Origin of the sequence: Mesorhizobium sp. LjNodule214 (assembly GCF_964252735.1) — a bacterium.
In the GTDB taxonomy this organism is placed as follows: domain Bacteria; phylum Pseudomonadota; class Alphaproteobacteria; order Rhizobiales; family Rhizobiaceae; genus Mesorhizobium.
On the sequence record NZ_CAXUPE020000004.1, the window covers coordinates 208453 to 229608 of the forward strand.

At 61.1% G+C, this 21156-nt stretch carries 15 protein-coding genes; 6 read left to right on the forward strand and 9 right to left on the reverse strand.

What is annotated here, in order from left to right; translation table 11 throughout:
* The first annotated feature begins 101 nt into the window (after window positions 1-101).
* The 5 genes from ACSQ3Z_RS32700 (at window position 102) to ACSQ3Z_RS32720 (ending at window position 9297) form a co-directional block, all read left to right on the forward strand.
* On the forward strand, window positions 102-2759 hold the full coding sequence (locus ACSQ3Z_RS32700) for a PD-(D/E)XK nuclease family protein (protein ID WP_436175323.1): 2658 nt from the start codon (window positions 102-104) through the stop codon (window positions 2757-2759).
* Window positions 2759-6151 carry a UvrD-helicase domain-containing protein gene (locus ACSQ3Z_RS32705; protein WP_436175324.1) on the forward strand — a complete coding sequence of 1131 codons (3393 nt, stop codon included), beginning with the start codon at window positions 2759-2761 and terminating at the stop codon, window positions 6149-6151. The genes ACSQ3Z_RS32700 and ACSQ3Z_RS32705 overlap by 1 nt, the downstream gene beginning before the upstream one ends.
* Window positions 6152-6445: 294 nt before the next feature.
* Window positions 6446-7432, forward strand: a complete 987-nt coding sequence (locus ACSQ3Z_RS32710) for a hypothetical protein (protein WP_436175325.1) — start codon at window positions 6446-6448, stop codon at window positions 7430-7432.
* A gap of 238 nt (window positions 7433-7670) precedes the next feature.
* Window positions 7671-8848, forward strand: a protein-coding gene (locus ACSQ3Z_RS32715) for an IS3 family transposase (RefSeq protein ID WP_436175445.1) whose coding sequence is annotated in 2 segments (ribosomal slippage) — window positions 7671-7917 and window positions 7917-8848 — 1179 coding nt in all. Because the reading frame shifts where the segments join, the coding sequence is not laid out codon by codon here.
* A gap of 107 nt (window positions 8849-8955) precedes the next feature.
* On the forward strand, window positions 8956-9297 hold the full coding sequence (locus ACSQ3Z_RS32720) for a hypothetical protein (RefSeq protein WP_436175326.1): 342 nt from the start codon (window positions 8956-8958) through the stop codon (window positions 9295-9297).
* Window positions 9298-9340: 43 nt separating this feature from the next.
* Here the strand turns inward: ACSQ3Z_RS32720 and ACSQ3Z_RS32725 are convergent, their stop codons facing one another.
* Genes ACSQ3Z_RS32725 through ACSQ3Z_RS32735 form a run of 3 tightly spaced genes read right to left on the reverse strand, consistent with a single transcriptional unit; the run spans window position 9341 to window position 11101 of the window.
* Window positions 9341-9868, reverse strand: a complete 528-nt coding sequence (locus tag ACSQ3Z_RS32725) for a DUF6650 family protein (RefSeq protein WP_258598829.1) — start codon at window positions 9866-9868, stop codon at window positions 9341-9343.
* An 8-nt stretch (window positions 9869-9876) separates the two neighbouring features.
* Window positions 9877-10590, reverse strand: a complete 714-nt coding sequence (locus tag ACSQ3Z_RS32730; protein ID WP_258598831.1) for a DarT1-associated NADAR antitoxin family protein — start codon at window positions 10588-10590, stop codon at window positions 9877-9879.
* A 1-nt stretch (window position 10591) separates the two neighbouring features.
* Window positions 10592-11101, reverse strand: coding sequence for a DarT ssDNA thymidine ADP-ribosyltransferase family protein (locus ACSQ3Z_RS32735; protein ID WP_024927403.1), 510 nt, complete (start codon window positions 11099-11101; stop codon window positions 10592-10594).
* 195 nt (window positions 11102-11296) lie between these two features.
* Between ACSQ3Z_RS32735 and ACSQ3Z_RS32740 the strand changes: the two genes are divergently transcribed.
* On the forward strand, window positions 11297-12748 hold the full coding sequence (locus ACSQ3Z_RS32740; RefSeq protein ID WP_436175327.1) for a hypothetical protein: 1452 nt from the start codon (window positions 11297-11299) through the stop codon (window positions 12746-12748).
* Between the two features lie 218 nt (window positions 12749-12966).
* Here the strand turns inward: ACSQ3Z_RS32740 and scpB are convergent, their stop codons facing one another.
* The 6 genes from scpB to fic all read right to left on the reverse strand — a co-directional run bounded on the left by scpB (window position 12967) and on the right by fic (window position 21050).
* Window positions 12967-13716, reverse strand: coding sequence for an SMC-Scp complex subunit ScpB (scpB, locus tag ACSQ3Z_RS32745; RefSeq protein WP_436175328.1), 750 nt, complete (start codon window positions 13714-13716; stop codon window positions 12967-12969).
* Between the two features lie 5 nt (window positions 13717-13721).
* A complete protein-coding gene (locus ACSQ3Z_RS32750) occupies window positions 13722-14672 on the reverse strand; it encodes a DUF1403 family protein (RefSeq protein ID WP_436175329.1) in 951 nt (316 codons plus the stop codon).
* Between the two features lie 409 nt (window positions 14673-15081).
* Window positions 15082-16287, reverse strand: coding sequence for a plasmid replication protein RepC (repC, locus tag ACSQ3Z_RS32755; RefSeq protein ID WP_436175330.1), 1206 nt, complete (start codon window positions 16285-16287; stop codon window positions 15082-15084).
* A 154-nt stretch (window positions 16288-16441) separates the two neighbouring features.
* Window positions 16442-17407 carry a plasmid partitioning protein RepB gene (gene repB, locus ACSQ3Z_RS32760; protein WP_436175331.1) on the reverse strand — a complete coding sequence of 322 codons (966 nt, stop codon included), beginning with the start codon at window positions 17405-17407 and terminating at the stop codon, window positions 16442-16444.
* A 77-nt stretch (window positions 17408-17484) separates the two neighbouring features.
* The gene (gene repA / locus ACSQ3Z_RS32765; RefSeq protein WP_214393836.1) at window positions 17485-18687 is read right to left on the reverse strand and encodes a plasmid partitioning protein RepA; all 1203 of its coding nucleotides are present in this window, start codon (window positions 18685-18687) and stop codon (window positions 17485-17487) included.
* Window positions 18688-19946: 1259 nt separating this feature from the next.
* On the reverse strand, window positions 19947-21050 hold the full coding sequence (fic, locus tag ACSQ3Z_RS32770; protein ID WP_436175446.1) for a protein adenylyltransferase Fic: 1104 nt from the start codon (window positions 21048-21050) through the stop codon (window positions 19947-19949).
* Window positions 21051-21156: the final 106 nt, after the last annotated feature.

Genomic DNA, 21156 nt, shown 5'->3' on the forward strand with positions numbered 1-21156 from the left:
AAATAATACCGCCACGCAACAGTCACGCGCTCGCCAGCGCGGCAGCCCCGGCTCTGAGCCGGCGCCCGAATGAGAACTGACCTCGAAAGGAGGGAACCACAATGGCCATCTCGGGCCGATCCACCCTCGTCGTTCACGGCCGCCTCGCCATGCGGGAAGGCCGCCTGGCGGCGGCGCGCGACCGCCGTCATGGCCTGCAGGTCATGTCGTTCGAGCAGGCGGCGGTGCGGCTCGCTGGAGGTTTCGTCCGCCCAATTGATGATGAAAGCCTTCGCGTGGCGATCCAGACGGTCCTGCCGGCAACGCCGATGGGCGAGCTGGAGAGCATCAAATCGCTGCCCGGGATGATAGACGCAGCCGCGGACACCCTGCACAAGGCCTGGCGCGCTGGTATCGACCTTGCAGCGCGCGCGGTCGAGCATCCGCGACTCGACGCCATCGCTCGATTGGAGTCGGCGGTCCTGGCGCAGCTACCAGCCGCCATGATGCGGCCCATCGACATCGTCGCCGACGCTACCAGCCGTATCACCCATGCGCCCGCCGTTCTCGGCCCGATGGAGATCGCTGGCCTCACCGAACTCTCGCCCTGCTGGCGGCCGCTCCTGAAAGCGCTCACCGCGCACATTCCCGTGCGATGGACGGCCGGGCCGAGGCCGACGCCGGCCTGGTTGGAGGGCACGGGTGTCGCAGTGCTGCGCGCGCCTTCGCAGACCCCGGAAGTCAGCACCGTCAGCGCGGCTACGGCCTATCACGAAGCCATCGAGGCCATGCGCTGGGCGCGGTCGCTTCTCGCCTCCGGGCGCGCGGCGCCGTCCGATATCGCGATCGCCACGGCCTCGCCCGCCGACTACGACGATCACTTCCTCGGCCTGCGCGCGGACGCCAACATCGACCTGCACTTCGTCCAAGGCGTCAAGACCGTCACCACCCGCGATGGCCAGGCCGCCGCCGCGCTAGCCGACATCGTCGTTCGCGGCCTATCGCAGTCCCGGATCCGTCGTCTCGCCGCCCTGTGTCGGGATTCCACGCCTTTTGCGTCACTTCCCGAAGGCTGGCTGCGGATCCTGCCAGCCGATGCGCCGATGTCGACGCCCAACGCCTGGGACCGCCTGCTGGCGCGATTGAAGCCCGAGGACTGGCCGGACGACGCGGATCACGCCCCGGCCTTGCGCGCGGCCATCGACCTTCTCACCAAGGGGGCCGACGCAGCACCGGAGATCGGTGAGGCCTTTCTTAAGGGCCGCGCGCTCGCCATCTGGCGCAAGGGCCTCCTCGCCGGGCCGGCGGCCTCGATCGACACCAGCCTCGAAACCCTGAAGCAGGATGACGGGCTGGAGGCGTGCGTGTCCGTCGGCTGGATGCCTGCTAGCGCGCTAGCAGCCTCGCCGCGGCGCTTTGTGCGGCTGATCGGCCTCAACTCTTCGCACTGGCCGCGCGGAATTGCCGAGGACCGGCTGATCCCGGACCATATCATCCCCACTGCCGAGCTCGACCCGCTCCCGGTGAGCCTGGCCGATCGCCGAGACTTCGAGACGATCCTGGCAACGACGACCGGCGAAGTCGTCCTCTCGCGCGCCCGTCGCGACAGCGACGGACGGCTGCTGGGACGCAGCCCCCTCCTCGCTGCGCACGGTCAGGAAATCTATCTCCGTCGCAACGCCGTTCCGATCCATGCGTTTAGCGAAACCGACCGCCTCATGGCCAGGCCGCAGGAGTTTAGCGCCGACCGGCAGGCGCTCAGCGCGCAAGGCTGCTGGCGCGACTGGCGGCACACCGAGATCACGCCGCATGACGGCCTCATCCGGCCCGACCATCCGCTCATTCTCGCAATCCTGGCCCGCACCCAATCGGCCAGCTCACTCCGGCGTCTGCTGCGCAACCCGCTGAGCTTTGCCTGGGTCTATGCCTTCGGCTGGCGCGTGCCAGAAAGCACCATCGAACCGCTCGTGCTTGACGCGCTCGGCGTCGGCGATCTGGTTCACATGGTTCTCGATCGCGCCTTACGCGATCTGGAGAGCGCCGGTGGATTGGTGTCCGCCGACGCCGCGGCGATCACGGCGACGGTTGACCGGGCCGCGGCGCTTGTCGCCGCCGATTGGGAAAGCGAACGTGCGGTCCCCCCGGCCGTCATCTGGGGGCGCACCCTGGGTGATGCCCGGCTGACGGCGGAGCGGGCTCTTGCCTATGGCGATGTGCTTCTGCCGGGTGCCCGCTCCTATAGCGAGGTGCCGTTCGGCGGGGCCGAGCCCAAGTCGGACGCGCAGACGCCGTGGGATCCCAATGTGCCGGTCACGATTCCCGACACGGGTTTCAATATCGCCGGCTATATTGACAGGCTGGACATCGCAGGCGACGGCAAGCGCGCGCTGGTCCGCGACTACAAGACCGGCCGTCCTCCGCGAGGCGACATCCGGCTGAACGGCGGCCGCGAGCTTCAGCGCTGCCTCTATGCCTTCGCGGTGAAGGCGCTGCTGGGCGATGATGTCACGATCAGCGCCTCGCTGCTTTACCCGCGTGAGCCAATCAACCTCCAGCTCGAAGATCCGGACGCGGTCCTCGCTGAGATCACTGACTATCTGCGCGCGGCGAGGAGCAGCTTCGCCGGCGGTGCCGCGCTGCCAGGCCCCGACACCGGCGGCGACTACGACGATCTCGCCTTTGCCCTGCCGGCGAATGCCAGCGCCACCTATTGCAAACGCAAGATGCCGGCCGCGACCGAACGGCTCGGTCAGGTCACTCAAATCTGGGAGGCGGAATAATGAGCAGCGTGTCTAGGGTCCTTAAGGATGACGACGCGCGACGCGACGCGATCAGTCTCCATGATCGCTCGATCCTGGTCGAAGCTGGCGCAGGCTCCGGCAAAACTGCCGTCATGGCCGGACGCATCGCCGTCATGCTCGCGGAGGGCGTTCCCCCGCACGCCATCGCCGCCGTCACCTTTACAGAGCTAGCAGCCAGTGAGCTGCTTTCGCGGGTGCGCGAAATTGTTGCCGATCTTGCGGTCGGCAACATCTCGACCGAGCTGCGCGTGACGCTGCCCGGTGGCTTGTCGCAGGCGCAGCGCGACAATCTCGCCGCCGCGACCGCCGTGATCGACGAAATCACCTGCTCGACCATTCACGGCTTCTGCCAGCGTCTGATAAAGCCCTATCCGGCCGAAGCCGACATCGATCCCGGCGCCGGCGTCATGGACCGCAACCAGGCCGATCTCACCTTCCTTGAGATCGTCGATGGCTGGCTGCGCGAGCGTCTGTCCGGCGATCAGGACGGCATCCTAGCCGAAATGGTGCTGCACAGCCCCGGTGAAACCGTGGCGCTCGTCCACAAGATCGCTGAGAATCTGCGCCGCTGCCGCACCCTCGCAGCGCCGCCCGTATCGCCGCTTGACGGTCATCTGACAGCCTTTCGGCAGGCGACGGCGGATTTCGCGGCCTTCATGCGCAGGGCAGCGGCGACCGAGCCGGAAACGCTCGCGATCGTCCAGCGGCTGGCCGAGATGGCGACCGCGTTGGCTGCCGGTCCCGATCCCGCGACGCCCTCCGGCCTGGTCCAGCTTCTGACCTTGCGTCCGCACCCGGATCTTTGCACCAAGGCAGGCGCTTTTGCCTCCTATCGCAAGAAGGGCAAATGGGCTGCCGCGGCGAAGCAGGCTGGCCTCTCCAAGGCCGATGGAGATCGGCTGAACGATGCAGCGGAGGTCTGCTACAACGCTTGCTGCGAGGCTTGGGGTTTGCTTCTTCAAGCCGCGGCCGGCCAGGTTCTGGAGGCGCTGATCGACGACGCGCGTCCGATCCTGCAGCGCTATCGCGACTACAAACGGGCGAGCGCCCAGCTCGACTTTGATGACCTGATCTTCGCGGCGCGCGACCTGCTGCGCGACCATAACGATGTCCGGCGCGCGCTGGGACAGCGCTTCGCGCGTGTCCTCGTCGATGAGTTCCAGGACACCGATCCCCTGCAAACCGAGATCTTCTGGCGGCTGTGCGGCGATCCGGTCGACGACGTTGACGACTGGACACGGTTCCGGATCCGGCCGGGCGCGCTGTTTCTGGTCGGCGACCCCAAGCAAGCAATCTATCGCTTCCGCGGCGCCGACGTCGGCGCCTATGTGCAGGCTCGCGATGCCTTTCGCACGCAGGACCCCGACAGCCTTCTGTCGATCTCCACCAATTTCCGTTCCTGCGCCTCGATCCTCACCTTCGTCAACGAGCGCTTCGAGGCGGTGCTCTCGGCCGATGGCCAGCCCGGTTTTACCGCTCTCGACCCTTTTCACGACGATCGCGGCGACCTGTGCGTGGCGGCCCTCGACGTGGCCGCGGCGGACGAAAACGGCAAGGCCAGCGCCGAGCGGCAGCGCGATGCCGAGGCCGATGCAATCGCCGATCTGTGCGCGCGCCTGATTGATACTCATCCGATTGTCGACCGGCGCAGTGGGACGGAACGTCCTTGCCAGGCCGGCGATATCGCTTTGCTGGCCCCGACCGGCGCAGAGCTGTGGCGCTATGAGGAGGCGCTCGAACGTCGCGGCATTCCGGTGGCGACACAAGCCGGCAAGGGTCTCTTCCGCCGCCAGGAAATCCAGGACCTGATCGCGCTGACCCGCGTTCTCACCGACCGGCGCGACACGCTGGCGCTTGGCTCGCTGCTGCGCGGCCCGCTAGTCGGCCTCACCGAAGAGGAACTTCTGGACATTGTCTGGGCGCTGCCGCGTTCCGAAGAACAGCCCGACCGAATTCCCCGTCTCGACCTCGGCGTCGATCCCGCCGCCATCGTTCATCCGCTTGCACGAGAGACCATCGAAAAGCTGCAGACGCTCTACCGCCGCAGCAACAGCACGACGCCGCACGAGTTGCTCTCGCAGGCCGTGGACATGATGCGAGTTCGGCCGCTCCTTCTCGCGCGTCATCGCGGCCAGGCCGAACGCGCGCTCGCCAATGTTGATCTCTATTTGAGCCTGTCGACCAGCTACTCCGTTCGCGGTCTTCGCTCCTTCGCCGAGGCGATGACCGCAGCCTGGACCGACGAGGCGCGCGCAGTGGAGGGTCGGCCAGATGCGCAGGAAGAAGCCGTCGCGCTCTTCACCATGCACGCGGCCAAAGGCCTCGAGTGGCCAATCGTCATCCCGGTCAACACCATGACGGGCGTCATGGCGCCCGACAGTGCGGTCATCGACCGTCAGACGGACACCTTCTATTGCCCGGTCCTGGGCGTCGCGCCGGACGGCTACGAAGTCGCGCGCCAGGCTGAGAAAGACGAGCTTGATCGGGAGCGCGTTCGCCTCTGGTACGTGGCCGCCACGCGCGCCCGCGAACTTCTCGTCCTGCCCCGGCTCGACACAACGCCGTCGAAGTCCGCCTGGATCGGTCTCGTCGATCTTTCGCTGGCCGAACTCCCCGGCCTGGACCTCTCGCATCTACCCGCCGACGTCGCGACGGCAGCCAACGGAGCGGCCAATACCCAAACTCGCGCAATCTTCGCCACGGAAGCCGAAGCCGTTACCGAGCGGCAGGCGCGGCTGATCTGGCTTGCGCCCAGCCGGGATGAGAACACCGCCGGAGCGGTGCTGCAGCAAGAAGAGGCCGGGATCTGGACCGGATCGGCTGATGACCAGCCAGCCGAACTGCAAGCCGCTGTTCTGGTTCAAGGAAGCCGCGAACGCGGACTGATCCTGCACAAGCTCATGGAAGAGGTGCTGACCAGGGAAACCAATGAGGCAAAGGCAGCCCTTGCAGACCGAGCCACCATACTCATCCGCGCCCTCGGCCGGTTTCCGGTCGCCGACCCGGCGACGGGACTGTCTGCCGAGGAACTGGCGGGCTGTGTCGTCCAGACCCTTGCCCTGCCCCAAATCGCGGCCTTGCGGCCGGCTCTCCTGGCCGAGTTTCCCGTCTACGCCGCGCATGCGGACGATAGGATGGAAACGGCAACGACCGGAATCGCGGATGCCCTAACTCTGACGTCTGAAGGCCGTCCAGCCGTCGTCGTCGATTGGAAGAGCGATGTGGCGCCCGATCCCCAGACACTCGACCACTACCGCGCGCAGGTTCGAGCCTATCTCGACATGACCGGAGCCGAGCGCGGTCTGATCGTGCTAATGACCACAGGTGCGGTGATCGGTGTCGGGCCGACAGCCCAGCCGATGGCGGCCTGATCGGAGGGACTGTGCATGCCGTCAACGTCTAGCGACGGTCGACGCATTGAGGGCTTGCCGCCGCTATCGACGATCTGCCGCCTCCTCTCGGTTTTTTCTGACGAATGCAAAGGCTCAATACCGGCTGCCGTGATCTCACTGATTGGCTGAGTTCTGTCGCAGATCCCCACGACGGCGGACTTGAAGAGCAACAGATACATTAGCATGAGATGTCTGGATTGATTGGTCGGCTTAACCGAGCCTCAGTACGCCGTCGGTAAAAGGCATGAGGACTGGGTACATTGGGGGAGCGATTTGGCAGGCAAAATCTATGTCATCATGACGGGGAACGAAAACAGCCTTTGGTCTCGGTGCCTCAGCGAGAGCCTCGTAGCCCTCGAATTTGGCAAGACCTATTTTGATCCGTGGCGCGCAGAAGACTATGATAGCTATCTGGAGGTTACGAAAGCTGACGCCGCCAAAGACGACTCAGAGGCCGACGTCAAAGGTCGGGCGACGCTCTGGTTCAATCGAGGTAACGACCTGACGCGCAGTGAAGGCGATCTCTGGCTCCACAGAGACAAGGACAGCGATAGTCTCTATTGGGCCCAGACGACGAGTGCCGATCCGGTTTTTGATCACTCCGCTCCCGACAGTGTTATGCTCGCGAAGCCTGTCACCAAGTGGTCCCGCCATGACAAGAAAATGAAGCCGTTGTCATGGAAGACGATCCATCCCGTGGCGAAGGACTATATCTCCTCAATGGCAGCGATGTTCAGCGTCGCCAATGCGGATATGAAGGCCTATGTACAGTCCCTCATCGACGGAGGTGACCTCACTCCGTGGCATTCGCGCCCAAAGTGGGAAGAACGCCTCGGCGTGCACAACGGGAAGGCCCTCGGATCGAGCGTGTCGCTGCATGAGCTCACTCTCGCAAACCTCATGCTCTCGATCACGGGCGCGGTTGCGAATTCGAATGGTCAGAAGGTCTTCAAAACCTTGAAGAACAAGGAACTCCATTGTTCCGAGGCCGAGATGAAGGCTCATCTTGCCAACCTCTACGAGGAGCAGAAGGGGAAATGCGCTATCACCGGCCTTACGATGCATCTGCATGGGCAGGACGATTGCGATAGCGATATGCTCGTTTCTCCGGACCGGATTGACAGCTACGGCCACTATTCGATCGGCAATGTTCAGCTCGTCTGCCGGTTCGTGAATTTCTGGAAGATGGCTCAGGATAATAACCGCTTTGCCGAACTTCTGGACCGTGTGGTGGCCAACCGGCTCGCAGATACGTTGTAGCCGCGCGCATCGACCCTCCTGTCTCGCACGTCAAGATGACAAGGCGCAGTTCATTATCATGCCGCAGGAAGCGACCGTCGAAACTAGCCAAGCGTTCGTTCGCGAATTCGAAAGTTGGACGGTCACAAACGGATTTCGAGATTTGGTTGAGACCTTCTCAGTGTTCCTCGTGGCGGTGTTTTCGATCGCGTACATCCTTGAACGGGGCACGGTGCTTAAGGGGTATCACGACAAGGCGATACGAAAATTCGATCGCGGCGGAGTGGAGGCTCAGCTTGCGGCGCTTACAAAGACGCTTGGGCTAGACGGAGGGTTTTCACCGATGTTTGTGTCCTTGAAGAGCGCGCGGAATTGCATGGCACATCGCAGGGGCATCGTGAGTTTGGAAGACACCGGCCCGCTAGAGGATGAGAACGCTCGTCTGAAGCGGCTCCTGGCGGACGCCATGCTCGACAATGCCGCTTTGAAAGATCTTCTCGGAAAAAAATGGTGACGCCCGCTGCCGAGCGAGAGCTTGTCGCGCATCTTCGAACGGCATTCGAGATGAGCGAGCGGCGGGCGTGCAAGACCATCGGCTGCTGCCGGATGACGGTTCGCCACAAGGCGAGCCGTGGCGACGATGGTGACCTGCGGGAGCGGATGAAGGCGATCGCGCATGAGCGCCGGCGCTTTGGCTATCGCCGCCTGCACGTGCTGCTGCGGCGGGAAGGTTATGTGGTCAATCACAAGCGTCTGTTCCGGCTCTATCGCGAGGAGAAGCTTGCCGTTCGGCGCCGTGGCGGCCGCAAGCGAGCCATTGGAACGCGGGCACCGATGATGGTCCCCGTTGCACCCAACGACCGTTGGTCACTGGACTTCGTGTCGGATCAGCTGACCGATGGCCGTCGCTTCCGGATATTGACCGTCGTCGACGACTGCACGCGCGAGTGCCTGGGGTTGGTCGCGGATACGTCTCTGTCCGGCGTGAGGGTTGCCCGCGAACTCGATCGGCTCATGATCGAACGCGGCAAGCCGAAGATGGTGGTCAGTGACAATGGCAGCGAACTGACCAGCAATGCGATCCTTGCCTGGGCCGATGCAAGCCGCGTGGACTGGCATTATATCGCGCCGGGCAAGCCAATGCAGAACGGCTTCATCGAGAGCTTCAACGGTCGCCTCCGTGACGAACTGCTGAACGAGATGCTGTTCACCTCATTGGCACAGGCTCGCGCGGTCTTGGCCAGTTGGCGGACAGATTACAACTTCAATCGCCCACATTCGCGGCTCGGATGGCAGACCCCCTTCGAGTTCGCCCACACCTTCACCCCGCGACGGGACACAGCGCTGCGCACTATGATCAGCTCCGCGCCTGCGCCCGTCGCTCAAACCGCCCAACAGGGCAACATTGATCGCCGGAGCGAACTCAGGATTGGATAAAACTTGGGGGCAACGTCACGGCGGACACTTGGAAAACTCAGCATTCTGACCAGCCGTTTTTCTATCCTCTTGCGCCATTCTCTAGGGCCAACCGGGTCAAGTCCTTCTTGGTCGGCTACCCGACAATCGAAGGCGTGATGGATGAGTACCTAGAAGGTTTCGTCCCCGAACAACCTGGCTCCATTCACATCAAGCGAGCGATCTCTGACTGCGATCTAGACAAGAGCTACCTGACAAATGTCGAATTTTACCGGCGCTACCTTAATGTCCGCGAGCGGCCGGTTGTCGACGGCTACAGCGGCGGAGCGGTGTTTTCGCTGACTGGCGAATTGGAGAATTTGGAAATCGTACTGGACGGAATCGTGGTGCGCGCTGGCGCACAACACATCCACGTCGTAGACGCTGATTACCTCTTAAAAATCATTACGGACCAATCGAAACGGGGCTGAACGCCGACACGGCCGATGGAAGGTCCGATGCCGTAGGCCCTTGCTACTCGTCGGCCAACTGTGATGCCTCCCCAAGGGTCGGCATGATGGACGCCAGAGGGCCTTCGACATCGATCCCGTAGCAACCTGCCAGCGCCGCCACTTGGTGCCCTACGGTTGCCCGGAACGCTCCCAACGCCACAAAGAAGCCCGGACGGGCATGGCTTCCGCGCCACTGATAATCGAAGTGGCGATAATCCTCGTGCTGCTCATCATGGAACCGTCGCCCGGCTTCACGGATCGCGCGAAGAGGCACGACGGCGAACGCGTCGGCGGAAAGCGCTTGAAGAGTCTTGGTGCCTTCCTCGCGTATCTGGTGGATCGAATGACCCACCTCTGCCTCGGTCTCCATATCGAAGGGATTGTAGAGGACGCGTCGATCTTCGAGAAACACGAGGAAGCGGCGTACGATTTCTGTCTCTGAGGGGCCGGGGTCCGACCAAGACACGCCGAAGACAGGTGTACTGATACCGGTTACCCGGCGTGCGGTCTCGGCAGTGACCTTGCTGCTCTTGCGGAAGAAATTGCGCATACCGCCTCCTAGCCGACCCTAAGTCTGGCCTGCTTCAAATGAGGTTGATGCTCGGTCGGCCGAAGCGAATGAGCAGCCATCGCGGCAATGAAAACCTCCGGCGTTTTCAGGTAGCGCTCCAGCTTGTTCTCCCTCATGAGCACTACGAACAGAGCGCACGTTTTCGCCTGACAATTGACCGACTTGCTAGGGTTGAACTCTATGTCAGTGAAACCGGCATACTGCATTTCGCCATCCACTCGATTTTTTAGCCATACACGGTGAGGAAAGATGGCATTGAGATAAAGCCAATCGTAGAACACGGTCGTGGGTTCTAGCGGGAACTCGAAGCCGTCGAATTTGAAGCCCACCAATGCGCCGGAATCGCGGAGTCGTGGCTCGCGCTTCGCATCGCGCGGTTCAACCTCGTACAGATCGGTGTACGGCCCGCCGCGCTCGAATACCTTACTTCCCTGAAAGGCGTTCTCCAGCGGTATCTCGCCGATGCTGGTCATCACGCGCAGGTGAAACGCGCTAAGATGCCGACCGGCGACTTCATCAGACTTGCTAGACACTTCTAGCAGCGGCGCATATCCGGCTTTCTTGGCGGCCTCATGCAGCGACCGGATATTCTTCTTCTTCTGAACTTCAGCGAAGCCACCGGCCCACGGAATTTCGAAATCCAATCGCCTGACGTAACCTTCGTCCTCAGTCGCGGGGATAAAGACGGGTCTCTCAGCCATTCTAAATGTTCCTTATTAAGCCGAGTGGGATGACATGGGGAACCAACACCTCGTATTTCTCCGCCTGCGTGAGACGCGCCTTAATCGCCGGGTCCTTCCAGTCCGTTCGGGTGTAAAGTATCTCAAAATCGATTAGCGGTTCAGCCTCTCCGATAGGAACCGATTCGACGCCAGCTTTGTTCGCGACATCGTTGGTGAAACGAACACCCGTGAACTGCATCACCGAGGGGTGTATTTGCAGAAAGATCGTGTCCGTGATCCTCCCATCCTGCCGGGCAACGTACTCCATCGGATGGGTGCTACGAAAGCAAAGGTGGACGTAGTTGCCCATTCCCTTCAACGCGTCGGCGTCCCGACTCCATTCATTGCCGCCCGGTGCCGGAACCTTGACCTTCTTCTGGTCAAGCTGCGCGAGTGGATAGAGTCCTCCCATTTCTTTAATCACCGGCAGGTTCCTCCGATCGGTGAAGTGATAGAGCAGCGGCACCTTCTCAAGAGTATCAATTGCCATGTTCCCCTCCGCCCACACCGGTGGAATCTTACGGCAGTCATCGCCCGAACGCCATGATCCGAGCCAAGGTGTTCAGATTGGCGACGTTCTTCAATTGTTCTATACGAGGAAAATAGAATTCTACATCGCTAACTATGGTTCGAAATCGTCGTGCACGGCAGCTCCATAACGATCACCATCCCAGACATCGAAAGCATGACCGACGACGAGTTGGAACAGCTTGCGCGAATGCGAGACGGCCGATGGAGCGCGCAGACCAAAGCGCTTATGCGCCGGTTCAACACCGATAAGCTCAATCTCAATCGGGCATGGGCTGGCACCTGGCAGGGCTGGACATGCCCATGCTGCCAGAGGGCCAAGCCGCAGATTGCGAGACTCACGACATCCGGCGTCCTGCTATGTCAACTTGAATTGCACCACGACCACCTAGGCGATAAGGCCGGGAAGCTATTCGAGGAAATCAACCAGAAGTCGGAGGATCGCGAGTTCAACATCCAAGTGTCGCATGCCAAGTACGGCATGCTCCAGTTCGTGGAACGCTTCGAACGAACGCTCATCTGTATCGACTGCAATCTGGCAGAGGGAAGTGCTAAGGCGACACTCGACAGCGCCGTGGATTGGGACTTCACTTTCTCACCGAAAGAAATCACCGGGTTTATTCGCGCCACCGACAACGGTGTCCATACAGTCGATTTTGAGGCCGCACGCACGACGTGGGAGCGGGTGAAGCCAGACATCGCGGATCGCCTCGATTTTGCTGAGCGGATGGCAAGGCGGTTCGCCAAGGGGAAGAACCGTCGCGAAGTGGCGATTGGGGTGCGGGCCGATTTCTGGATCGATGACCGGGCGCTGGTATGGGCGCAGGTTACAGACGCGTTGCCGCACCTAGACCGTGGCAGCATCGGCATGAAAGTACTTGCCCGATCGGTTGCGCGGGACGCCGTTGGCAAATCAGCGAAACGGAAGGTGAAGCCTGCCGGCAAGCCGCCCAGCGATGCTGAGTTCGCCGATGTAGGGAGCCAGAACGGCGAACAAAAGCATTGGAATGCTGTAAGCGAGGATTGGACGTGCGGGTGCTGTAAGCGCTCCAAGCGGGAGATATGCAGGAAGTCGAACAAGGGAAAATGGACGGCGCGCATCCACATCATCCGGGATTGGATCGCGGAGGAGGATATCAGCAACCTCTACTGGCGCGGTGGCGACATGACGGGTGGAATGGTAATCGGCTCCCATGTCACTGTGCTCATCTGCCAAGACTGCCGGCATATCATTTCTGAGGTCCAGCGTCGTGATGGCACGCTTGAGGAGTCGAGCTTGACGCTCGGAGAGGTAGAGGCTGCTATCGTCGCAATTGCCCCTAACCAGATGCACGATGTTGACTATGAGTGGGCAATCGAGACGGCGCGGAACAACCGCGATCTTGTTGCAGCCGTGGACGAGTATCACCGGCACGCACGCGATGCCCTTGCAAAGTTGGCTCGTGCCAAATGGCTGATGAAAGCGGTTCCATGTTCTTTTGAGAAGGCACGCTGCTTCATGGGTTACGAGCATGCAAAGGCGGAAGACGTCGATCTAGAGGAAGGCGACGCCTACATGGATTGGCTGCTGGGTGAAGGCCTCAGATTTGAGAGCAATGCAGTAGGATAATCCTGTTGCCGCTGCGGGAGCGCGATTGCCCCCGGACGCCACGATGACGACGTCGAGCTCGCGTGCCAGTTCATCCAGCGTCGCAGCCCAGGTGCCGACCTTTCCCCCCGTCGCCGCTTGACTGACTCCGCCGAACGGGATTTGCGGAGGGCATTAACCTGGGCAAACCATTCGTCCCCGTGGGCCGAATGCCGCCTAAGGGTAGGTTGGAAGGATCCTCATTCAGGCACCTCGGAACGGACATCGAGATCACAGCCTTCGATTTCATCGTCCTCCTCGAGCACCCCGCCTATCGCAATTGGAATGTCGCCAGCCAGAAGCCTTTCCTTGCTCAGCAGGCCTGCATCCTCGAGCGCCTCGAAGTCCGGCAGATCGCGCAGCGTATCAAGCCCGAACTCCAGCAGGAATTCTTTGGTCGTGACATAGGTGTAGGGCGCACCGGGCGTCGGGCTACGCGGGCCGGAAGCGATCAGCCCAGCACCGCGCAGATGACCAATAAAATCGCGACTGATCTCCTTGCCAAAGAATGACGACAACTCGGCGCGAGTGATCGGCTGGAAGTAGGCGACACACATCAGCACCAGCACCTCCGACTGCGTGAGTTCGACGTCACGCCCGTTGCCGCCGACGGCCGTGCCAAATGCACTGCGGATGGCATCGGCATAGGCGGGCCGGGTCAGGTGCTTCCATCCACCGGCGACGGCGACGAGGTCGTAGGGACGGCCGCGCAGTTCTTCGCGGATGTCGTCGATGAGGAGATCAATGCTGCAGCTTTTTCCGACGATGCGGGCGAGCGTTTCGCGGTTGACCGGCTCGCTGGCCGCAAAAATCGTTGCCTCGACGCGATGCATCCATTCGCGCCAGCGGGCCTCCGGCGGCAGGTGATCCAGCTCCCGGTCAAACAGCTGGTCAGCTGATCGACCGTCATCTGGCCGCCCCTTCCCTCGTCTGGGCGCTGCTTCCGCCATCGCTTTCAGATCCCGTAGAAGCGGAAGGTTGGCCGGCCGGACAGTTCGCGCACGGCGCCGAGTTCAACCAATCGGTCGAACAGGCGGCGCAGACCGCGGTCACTCATGCCTGCGATGTTTTCCGACGCCACGATCGCATCGTCGGACAGGAGTCTTTCGACAACGGCCTGCGCTGCCTTGGCCCTGAGCTTCGGCGCAACCGCAAGCAGCCGGTCCGCGCGGCGCTCGAGCTCGACGGATAAATCAATGGCGCGCAGCGCGGCGCGCGCCTGCGCGGCCAGCAGGCCTTTCGCACGCTCATCAGGATCTGTCTCAATGCCTGTCGCCACGGAGCTGGCTGCCAGTCGAGGCGTGCGGGCGCCTGTCCCCAAGGCTGCCTCGGCGCCCAGCAGCGGCATGGCGTATGCCCAACCCAGCCGCTGCGCCCGCAGGGCGTCGGCGAGCCAAGCTCCAACGGCGCGTGCGAAGCCACGGCGTTCGGCGGCCGTGAACGCACCGGTCAACATGCCGACCATTCCGATGCCTGCGGAAAGCTGTCGAAGGTCATCCGCCAGATCGCTGACCGCCTCATCATCCGGCGCGTAGCCAAACTCCTCCAACACCGCCGCGAGATTTTTCTCCGTCAGTAGATCCTCCGCTGGCCGAGATGCCAGCCGACGCCAGGCGAGGAGAAAACGGCCGGCGGGGCCGACATTGTCGCCGGGCCGGGTGAGCAACACGGCGTCGCGCAGCGCGCTTTCATCCTCGACGCGGCCAGCCTGCTTCGCGGTTGCCACGGCAGCCGAAAGCGCCAGGCGCTGCCGCCAGGCGCCGGCCCATCGCTCCTGACGGCGGACGACAGCATCGAGCGCGCCGATGGCAGCGCCCGCGGCGAGCGAGACGTCCTCGAACTCGTTTCCCGCATGACTGTGCGCATCCGAGATGGCCCGGCGCAGCCAGGCCGGCACCGCTGCCATTGGCACAGTCGGAGGGGTTCCGGCAGGCGTGGCGTGGTGACGTGCAGAAGGTCTGGGACGCAGAATCATCGAGATCACGATGAATCATGGCGGCGCTTTTAGCAACAGATATGGACGAAAAGCGCTGTGCTTGTCGTGCATCAATAACGAATGATAATCTTGCATTGGCGAAATCTTGGAAGCGAATCCAAAGACCAAGGATCGCTAATTAATTCATCCCGAAAATCTACGCGGGCTAAAGATTCGACCTAGGAGAGTAGCGCCAGGCCCCTCCCCTCTTCCGGTAGAAAAACCCGTAGCCGGATCGTCGGATTTGTCGGCCGCTGGGCGGGACGCTCTGTGCGTATCTATCATCGTCGGCGCCTCTAAATACTGCCCAGCGCGCTCGTCAAGCGGGGCCTCGCATCTCTCATCCGGCCATCCTCGCCGTCACGCCATTCGCCTTTAGCGCCGCCATCAGCATCGGTCCCACGGAAAACTGCCCCGCCCTCGCCTTTTCGGTCAAAACCCGCAGATAACCGCCGGCCGAGTTGATATGCTGCGCCCGTTGCAAGATGCAGGCAACCACAATGGCGGCGACCTCCTGGCCCATCTCATGGCAAGCCTCCTCGTATGCTGAGGGCGAAATACCAAGGTAGCCTCTCACCTGGGCCGCGGTAATCATCAAATCGCGCCAGTTTCCGATCCCGTGCACGGCGTAGTCTGAAATTTCGGGGCACGCTTTCAGCACCAGCCCTATTGGATAGCTTTTCAGCTTCTCATCGGTTCGCTGCCTTGGCTCGACCGCCGCCCTGCTTTGGTCGGAAGCTGGTTCAAATACAAGAATGGAGTCTGTGTTTGAATCCGATTGCTGCCGCTCATTTTGGGACTCATTGGCGCTAGGATTCGTAGAATTCATGAAGTTTTCCAGCATGATATCCACTTCGTCACGAAGTCTGGTCAAGTCGGCAACAATTGCCTCCAGTTCGGACAGCGCTGCCCGCCGGGGGATTGCATCTACAACGGCTCTAAACCGTCTCCAGACGGCTCCCCAGTCGCCAGGAACGCCCTCCTCGATCGCCGCCTCGACAAGTTTGTGGATGTCGCGACGATGGAGCGTAATCCGCTCCCTCATTAACTTGAGCGCCAGGCTGTCGGCGCGCACCTGCTCGGCAGCATGCTGAAACTCAGCGGCCCGTGCCAGCAGCGGCGCCAGCGAGAACCCGAACGCTTCCTCAATCGCACCACCCTTTCCCTTCCGGGCGAACCTTTTGCCGTTTGGACTGTCCCGACGGACGACAAGGCCGCAACTCACCAGCTCGGCCAAGTGTCGCCGCAATGTGGAACTGGGCATGCCGTGCGTGCGAAGCGACAGCTGCGCATTCGAAGGAAAGACCATCAGGCCGTTTTCCTCACTGATTTGGTCGTCCGGATAGAAAGACAAGAGCCCGCTCAGCACGGCCAGAGCGCGGTCTCCCACACCTACGACAGTCTTGCCTTCGCACAACCAACGATAGACCTGCCATTTTTCGACAAGAGCCCCGTCCGGAATCTCTCGTGATGCCGCATTCGCTTGCACCAAGGCAAGCGTCATCGGCCGCCGCCCAAAGGGCGTCGTCGCGTATCCACTCTCCATTTCCCTCACCTTTCAATCAGGCAAAAGAAATCAGCTCGCCGAAACGGCGCCACGACTCTTGACAGTGATTCGGGGAAGTGCGATTCTCAGCTTGCTACAGACCGAGAAGGGCTTCCGCGACGGCGACGTTCGGGGGCCTTTTTCTTTTGCGGTTTTAGTCTCCTGTTTTCTTCGCCATTTCCGACTCCCGAAAAGCCTCGAAAAGCTCGTCGAGCTTGCCGGCGATGAATGCGCCGAAGGGTGATGCTTCCTTGGATTTCAAGGCGAGCGTAAACACCTTTCCGGTGTCGGTGATCTTGGCTCGAACCGACCTATCATCGGGTGTCCAAGCCGTTTCCGTGGACTTCGTAGACGCATGCGGGCGTTTCGCTGGCACACTCATGAAGTCGAAGAGACGGGCAAACCGGGCATCGCTGCCTGGCTGGGCGAAATCGGCGCCTGCCACATACTCTGCCGCCCTCACCCCAGCCCCGGGAGGCTCCATGAGTTTGGCAAGCTGCCACCAGCGGTCCCGACCAATGCTCTTGGCAGCGCCTATCGCCAAAATGACCCGCTCGGGAATGTTGCTTGTAACCGAACGCATCTTCGAGAACGTCGTGTCATCGAGCGCAAGGGCCGACTTCACCGTATCCGGGGAATGGCCCCGCTTAAGAATTCGGTCGGCAAAAAGCGTCCTTTCGATGAAGGACAAATTGGCTCTGGCAGCATTTTCCTGCCCTTGGGCGATAACATGGTCCTCATCGTCCATCTTCTTGACGACAGCGCGGACCGGTCGGTCCAACTGGCGCGCGACCCTGACACGCCTGTGGCCAAAGACGGTTTGGAAGCGGCCCGAAACCTCGGGGTGAGGCCTGACCAGAACCGGCGAATCCTGCCCTCTCTCACGAATAGCTGCCAGCAATTCCTGGAAAGCCTGATCGTCATCGTCTATGCGGTCGGAAACGAATGACGTGTCGACCAATGCCGGATCAAGATCGACGACCGAACTCTTCGAGAGTTCCTCGAATGACTGCATGATCGAGCGGGACGCGCCGCGAACGGCGTAGGCTGAGACGTCCTTGACGTTCGCAACCGACGCCGCGGGGCCCATAACGCTGCCAAATATGTCCTTGCGTGCCATTCAATCGCTCCGATTCTCGGTTAGTCGACTGATTTCACGACCAAAATTCCTATTATTTACTGCCGTAAAACCCGCCGTCATGACCGGCCCCATGCGCGATGGATGAGCGTGGCGATCTCGGAATTCACCGCATCCAGTGATTCCAGTGCGCGGTCGTAGGTAGAGCGGGTAAAGGACGACTTCTCGACCTCGTAGAGTGTCTGTTTCGTCAGCCCCGCATCCGAAATGGCCGTCGACTTGAGCATCGGATTTTCGAGAATCTGGCCAGCCAGCATCGACTGCATGAAGCCAACCATCTGCGCCTGCGGGATGTCTGTCGGTTCGTAGCGCGTGATCAGGTAGCGAAACCAATCCAGCTCGATTGCTGCACCGGCTGCCTTGATGGTCTTCAAGATGCCGCCGAGCATCAGCAGGAACTGGCTCATCGACATCAGGTCGAGCATCTGAGGATGAACCGTGATGAGGACAGATGTCGCCGCCGACATCGCCGTCAAAGTCAGATAGCCGAGTTGCGGAGGGCAATCGACAATCACGACGTCATAGCGGTCGTCCACCTCCGACAACGCCCTTGCAAGCCTAGTAAAGAACTGGCGACCTACGTTGGACGTTCTGTCCTGCATGGCGAGCGGCGTGTCGTACTCATACTCCTGCAGCTCAAGACTGGCTGGAATGATATCCAGACCGGGAAAATTCGTCGGTACGATCACGTCGGAGATCGGCTTGCGCTCGTCGTCATAACGGATCGCCTCGTACAAAGAGAGGTTCCGATCAAGTTCCGGCTGGAAGCCATGCAGGGCGGACAGCGAGGCTTGCGGGTCGAGATCGATGGCAAGGACGCGATGGCCCGTCAGGGCTAGATGCTGGGCGAGGTGGGCGGCGGTGGTTGTCTTCCCGCTGCCGCCCTTGAAGTTCACGACAGCAACAACCTGGAGCTTGTCGCCAGCCTTGCGGTGCGGGACGTATTTCTTGACCTCGGTCCTGCCGTGTCGGTCCAGGAAATGGCGCAGCTCAAGCATCTGCTCGGCGGTATAGGATCGGCGCCCCGACGGTATCTGCTCGGGCAGGGGGCCCTTGCGTTCCAGATGGAGGCGCTTCAGATTGTTCTGCGATACTCCCAGATAGTGGGCTACCTCCGCCATCGAAAAAGACCGAAGGGTCTTGGTCGCGTTGGGCGGGAACTTCTCCATACGAAGCTGATTCAGTCGCCGCGATATCTCTTCGCCCTGCTCGATGATCGTGTTATCGAACTCGAAGCGTGGCAGCCGCATGGCAATGTTCATTTCTTGTCGAAACCTGAATTGGCGCTTTTTGTAAGTAATCCACTCAACAAGCGCCATTAAGCTCCGATTCGGTCAACCGCGGCAAGAAGTTTTAGGTTAACAGAAGGTTAACGGGGCCGAGGGGCTTTTACTGCCGGCTGCAGCTGATGTCATGAAGCCAATGCTCATGTGTGGAAGCCCATATTGTCCCGCTCTATGAGCTAAACACATGTTTTCTCTGTAACAAAGGCGATTTTTTACGGCAGTAAAATCATGCTTGTCGGGCAGGGATTGCAAGCGGCCGCACGCGGCCGCGTAGATCTCAGTCGAGGCCGGGGCATGGCCGCTGGGCGCGCAAATGGCCGCGCGGAGTTCAGATCATCGGGGACGTGGTCTGGGCGCTCGCTCGCGAGAATATATCGGGTAGGGGAGGGGATGCCGGCTCGAGCCGACATTTCTGGACTCGCCGGACTGACTGACGCATTCTCTTGGTGTAGGGCGATGGCGGTGTAGTGTCGGCAGGCACGGTCGGGGCAGGCACGTGCGCACGATCACTTTCAGACTGCTCGCATCATCATGTTTATCGAGGGCCCGCCTATGCGCGAATTGCCAAAGAACATCGATGCTGACGTGGTGATCGAGATCAGTAAGTTGCTCGATGAGCATCCTCACATGGTTCCGGTTCAAGTGCATAAGCTCGCCGGGCTGGTTCGCCAGGGTCAAGACCGGTTTACCCGATCAGTCCATTGAAGAGTTGGCCGTCGAAATGGCCATGACACGCCAATTGGCTATGGTTTTCGATCTGCCAAGCCACGAGAATGTCGTGCCGCTCCCGGTGAGACGATAAGATGAGACGATAAGATGAAGACAGCGGGCATCATCGCCGCTGATCGCGGTCCCTCAAGAAACTCAGTTGCTGGCCGAAAAGCCGTGGACGGCAGTTCTCTGTCAGACCGATGCTGTGGCGGCGCTCAAGCCCCAACCGTGATGGTAGGGTGACCGGATGAAAATGCGGGTGACCTAAGAGGGGCGCGAATGGCGGGTGTCGGCATGCCAACTCTTGCAGGAGCACCCCCGAAAAGAGGAGGCGGCCGGCGAGGATCGTGCCTGGCCATTGGCCAACGGTGACCTCGGATGAACAATTTTGGCGGCAATGTAGCGAACGAAAAAGTCCAGGCACGAATCAGATATGCCGGAAACCAGGGCAATCAAACGGTCGTCTTCGGATGAGGGCGAGATGCACGGCTGGGCGGTTTAGTGCCGGTAGGAAGGTGAGGGCTTCACCGGCCGCCTTGCGCCGGCTCGCGCTCGGTGAGAAGCGCCAGCAAGGCCGGATTGATATAGAGGTTCTCGCGACCAGCCTTGACTTCTTGCAACAGGCCATTGTCGACGAGGGCCTTCAGATAGACCGATGCCGCCTGTCGTTTCGCTATGCCGGATGAAACCAGGTCGCCGATCCGGCAGTACGGATTGACGAAGATTATCTCGGCAAGCTCTCGGGAGTAGATTTTCGGGAGGTCTCGGCGCAAGCGCTCGGCGGTCTGGTCGAGCAGGTCGCGGATCGCGCGTATACGGGCAGTTGACCAGCCAGCAGTCTCAGTTACCGCGGCGAGCATGTAGAGGATCCAACTTTCCCACGCGCCCTCCGTCGTCACGGCGAGAAGGCGATCGTAGTAGGCTCCTTTGTTTCGGATGATATAGCGGCTTAGATAGAGCACCGGGATATCCAGGAGGCCCTTGTCAACCAGATAGAGCAGGTTCAGCACGCGGCCTGTTCGGCCATTGCCGTCGACAAACGGATGGATGGCCTCGAATTGGTAGTGCATCACGGCGAGGCGGATCAACGGATCGATGTCCTCGGCCTCATGGATGTAGCGCTCCCAGTTCGCCAGCTTGTCGCGCAGGAGGTTCTGTCCCTCGGGCGGGGTGTAGACAACCGCACCCGTCGCCTGGTTGACCAGGGCCGTGCCGGGCGTCGACCGAATGTCCAGTTCGACGCCCTTGATGGTGCGGCACACCGCGACTGCCGTTGATGTCGTCACAGGACGCTCTTGCAGAGTTCGGAAGCCCTGATTGAGCGCGGTGCGGTAGCGCAGCGCCTCCTTCGTGGCAGCATCAGCGAGATTTCCGGCTTCATTGGCGAAGCGAAACAAGCGGTCCGTCGTCGTGACGATGTTCTCTATTTCGGAACTTGCCTGGGCTTCTAGGAGCGGGATAGAGTTGATGAGGACTGCTTGGTTCGGGATAAGCTGACCCGATACCCTGAGCTCTGCCAGGGCCGCGCGCGCCACTATGCAGGCCTTGAGCACCACCTTCGTTTCAACATCCTCCTTTGGGGGCAGGGGAGGGAGGTCATTGTAAGGCCGGTCAGCCTGAAACGTCATGTCGCTGGTTCCCTGTTCGATCGACATGTCGGGGTTGATATGTCGTTGGCATCGACACATTGCCAAATCATGTCGATAGAACCGTAATCTATCGACATATTGTGAT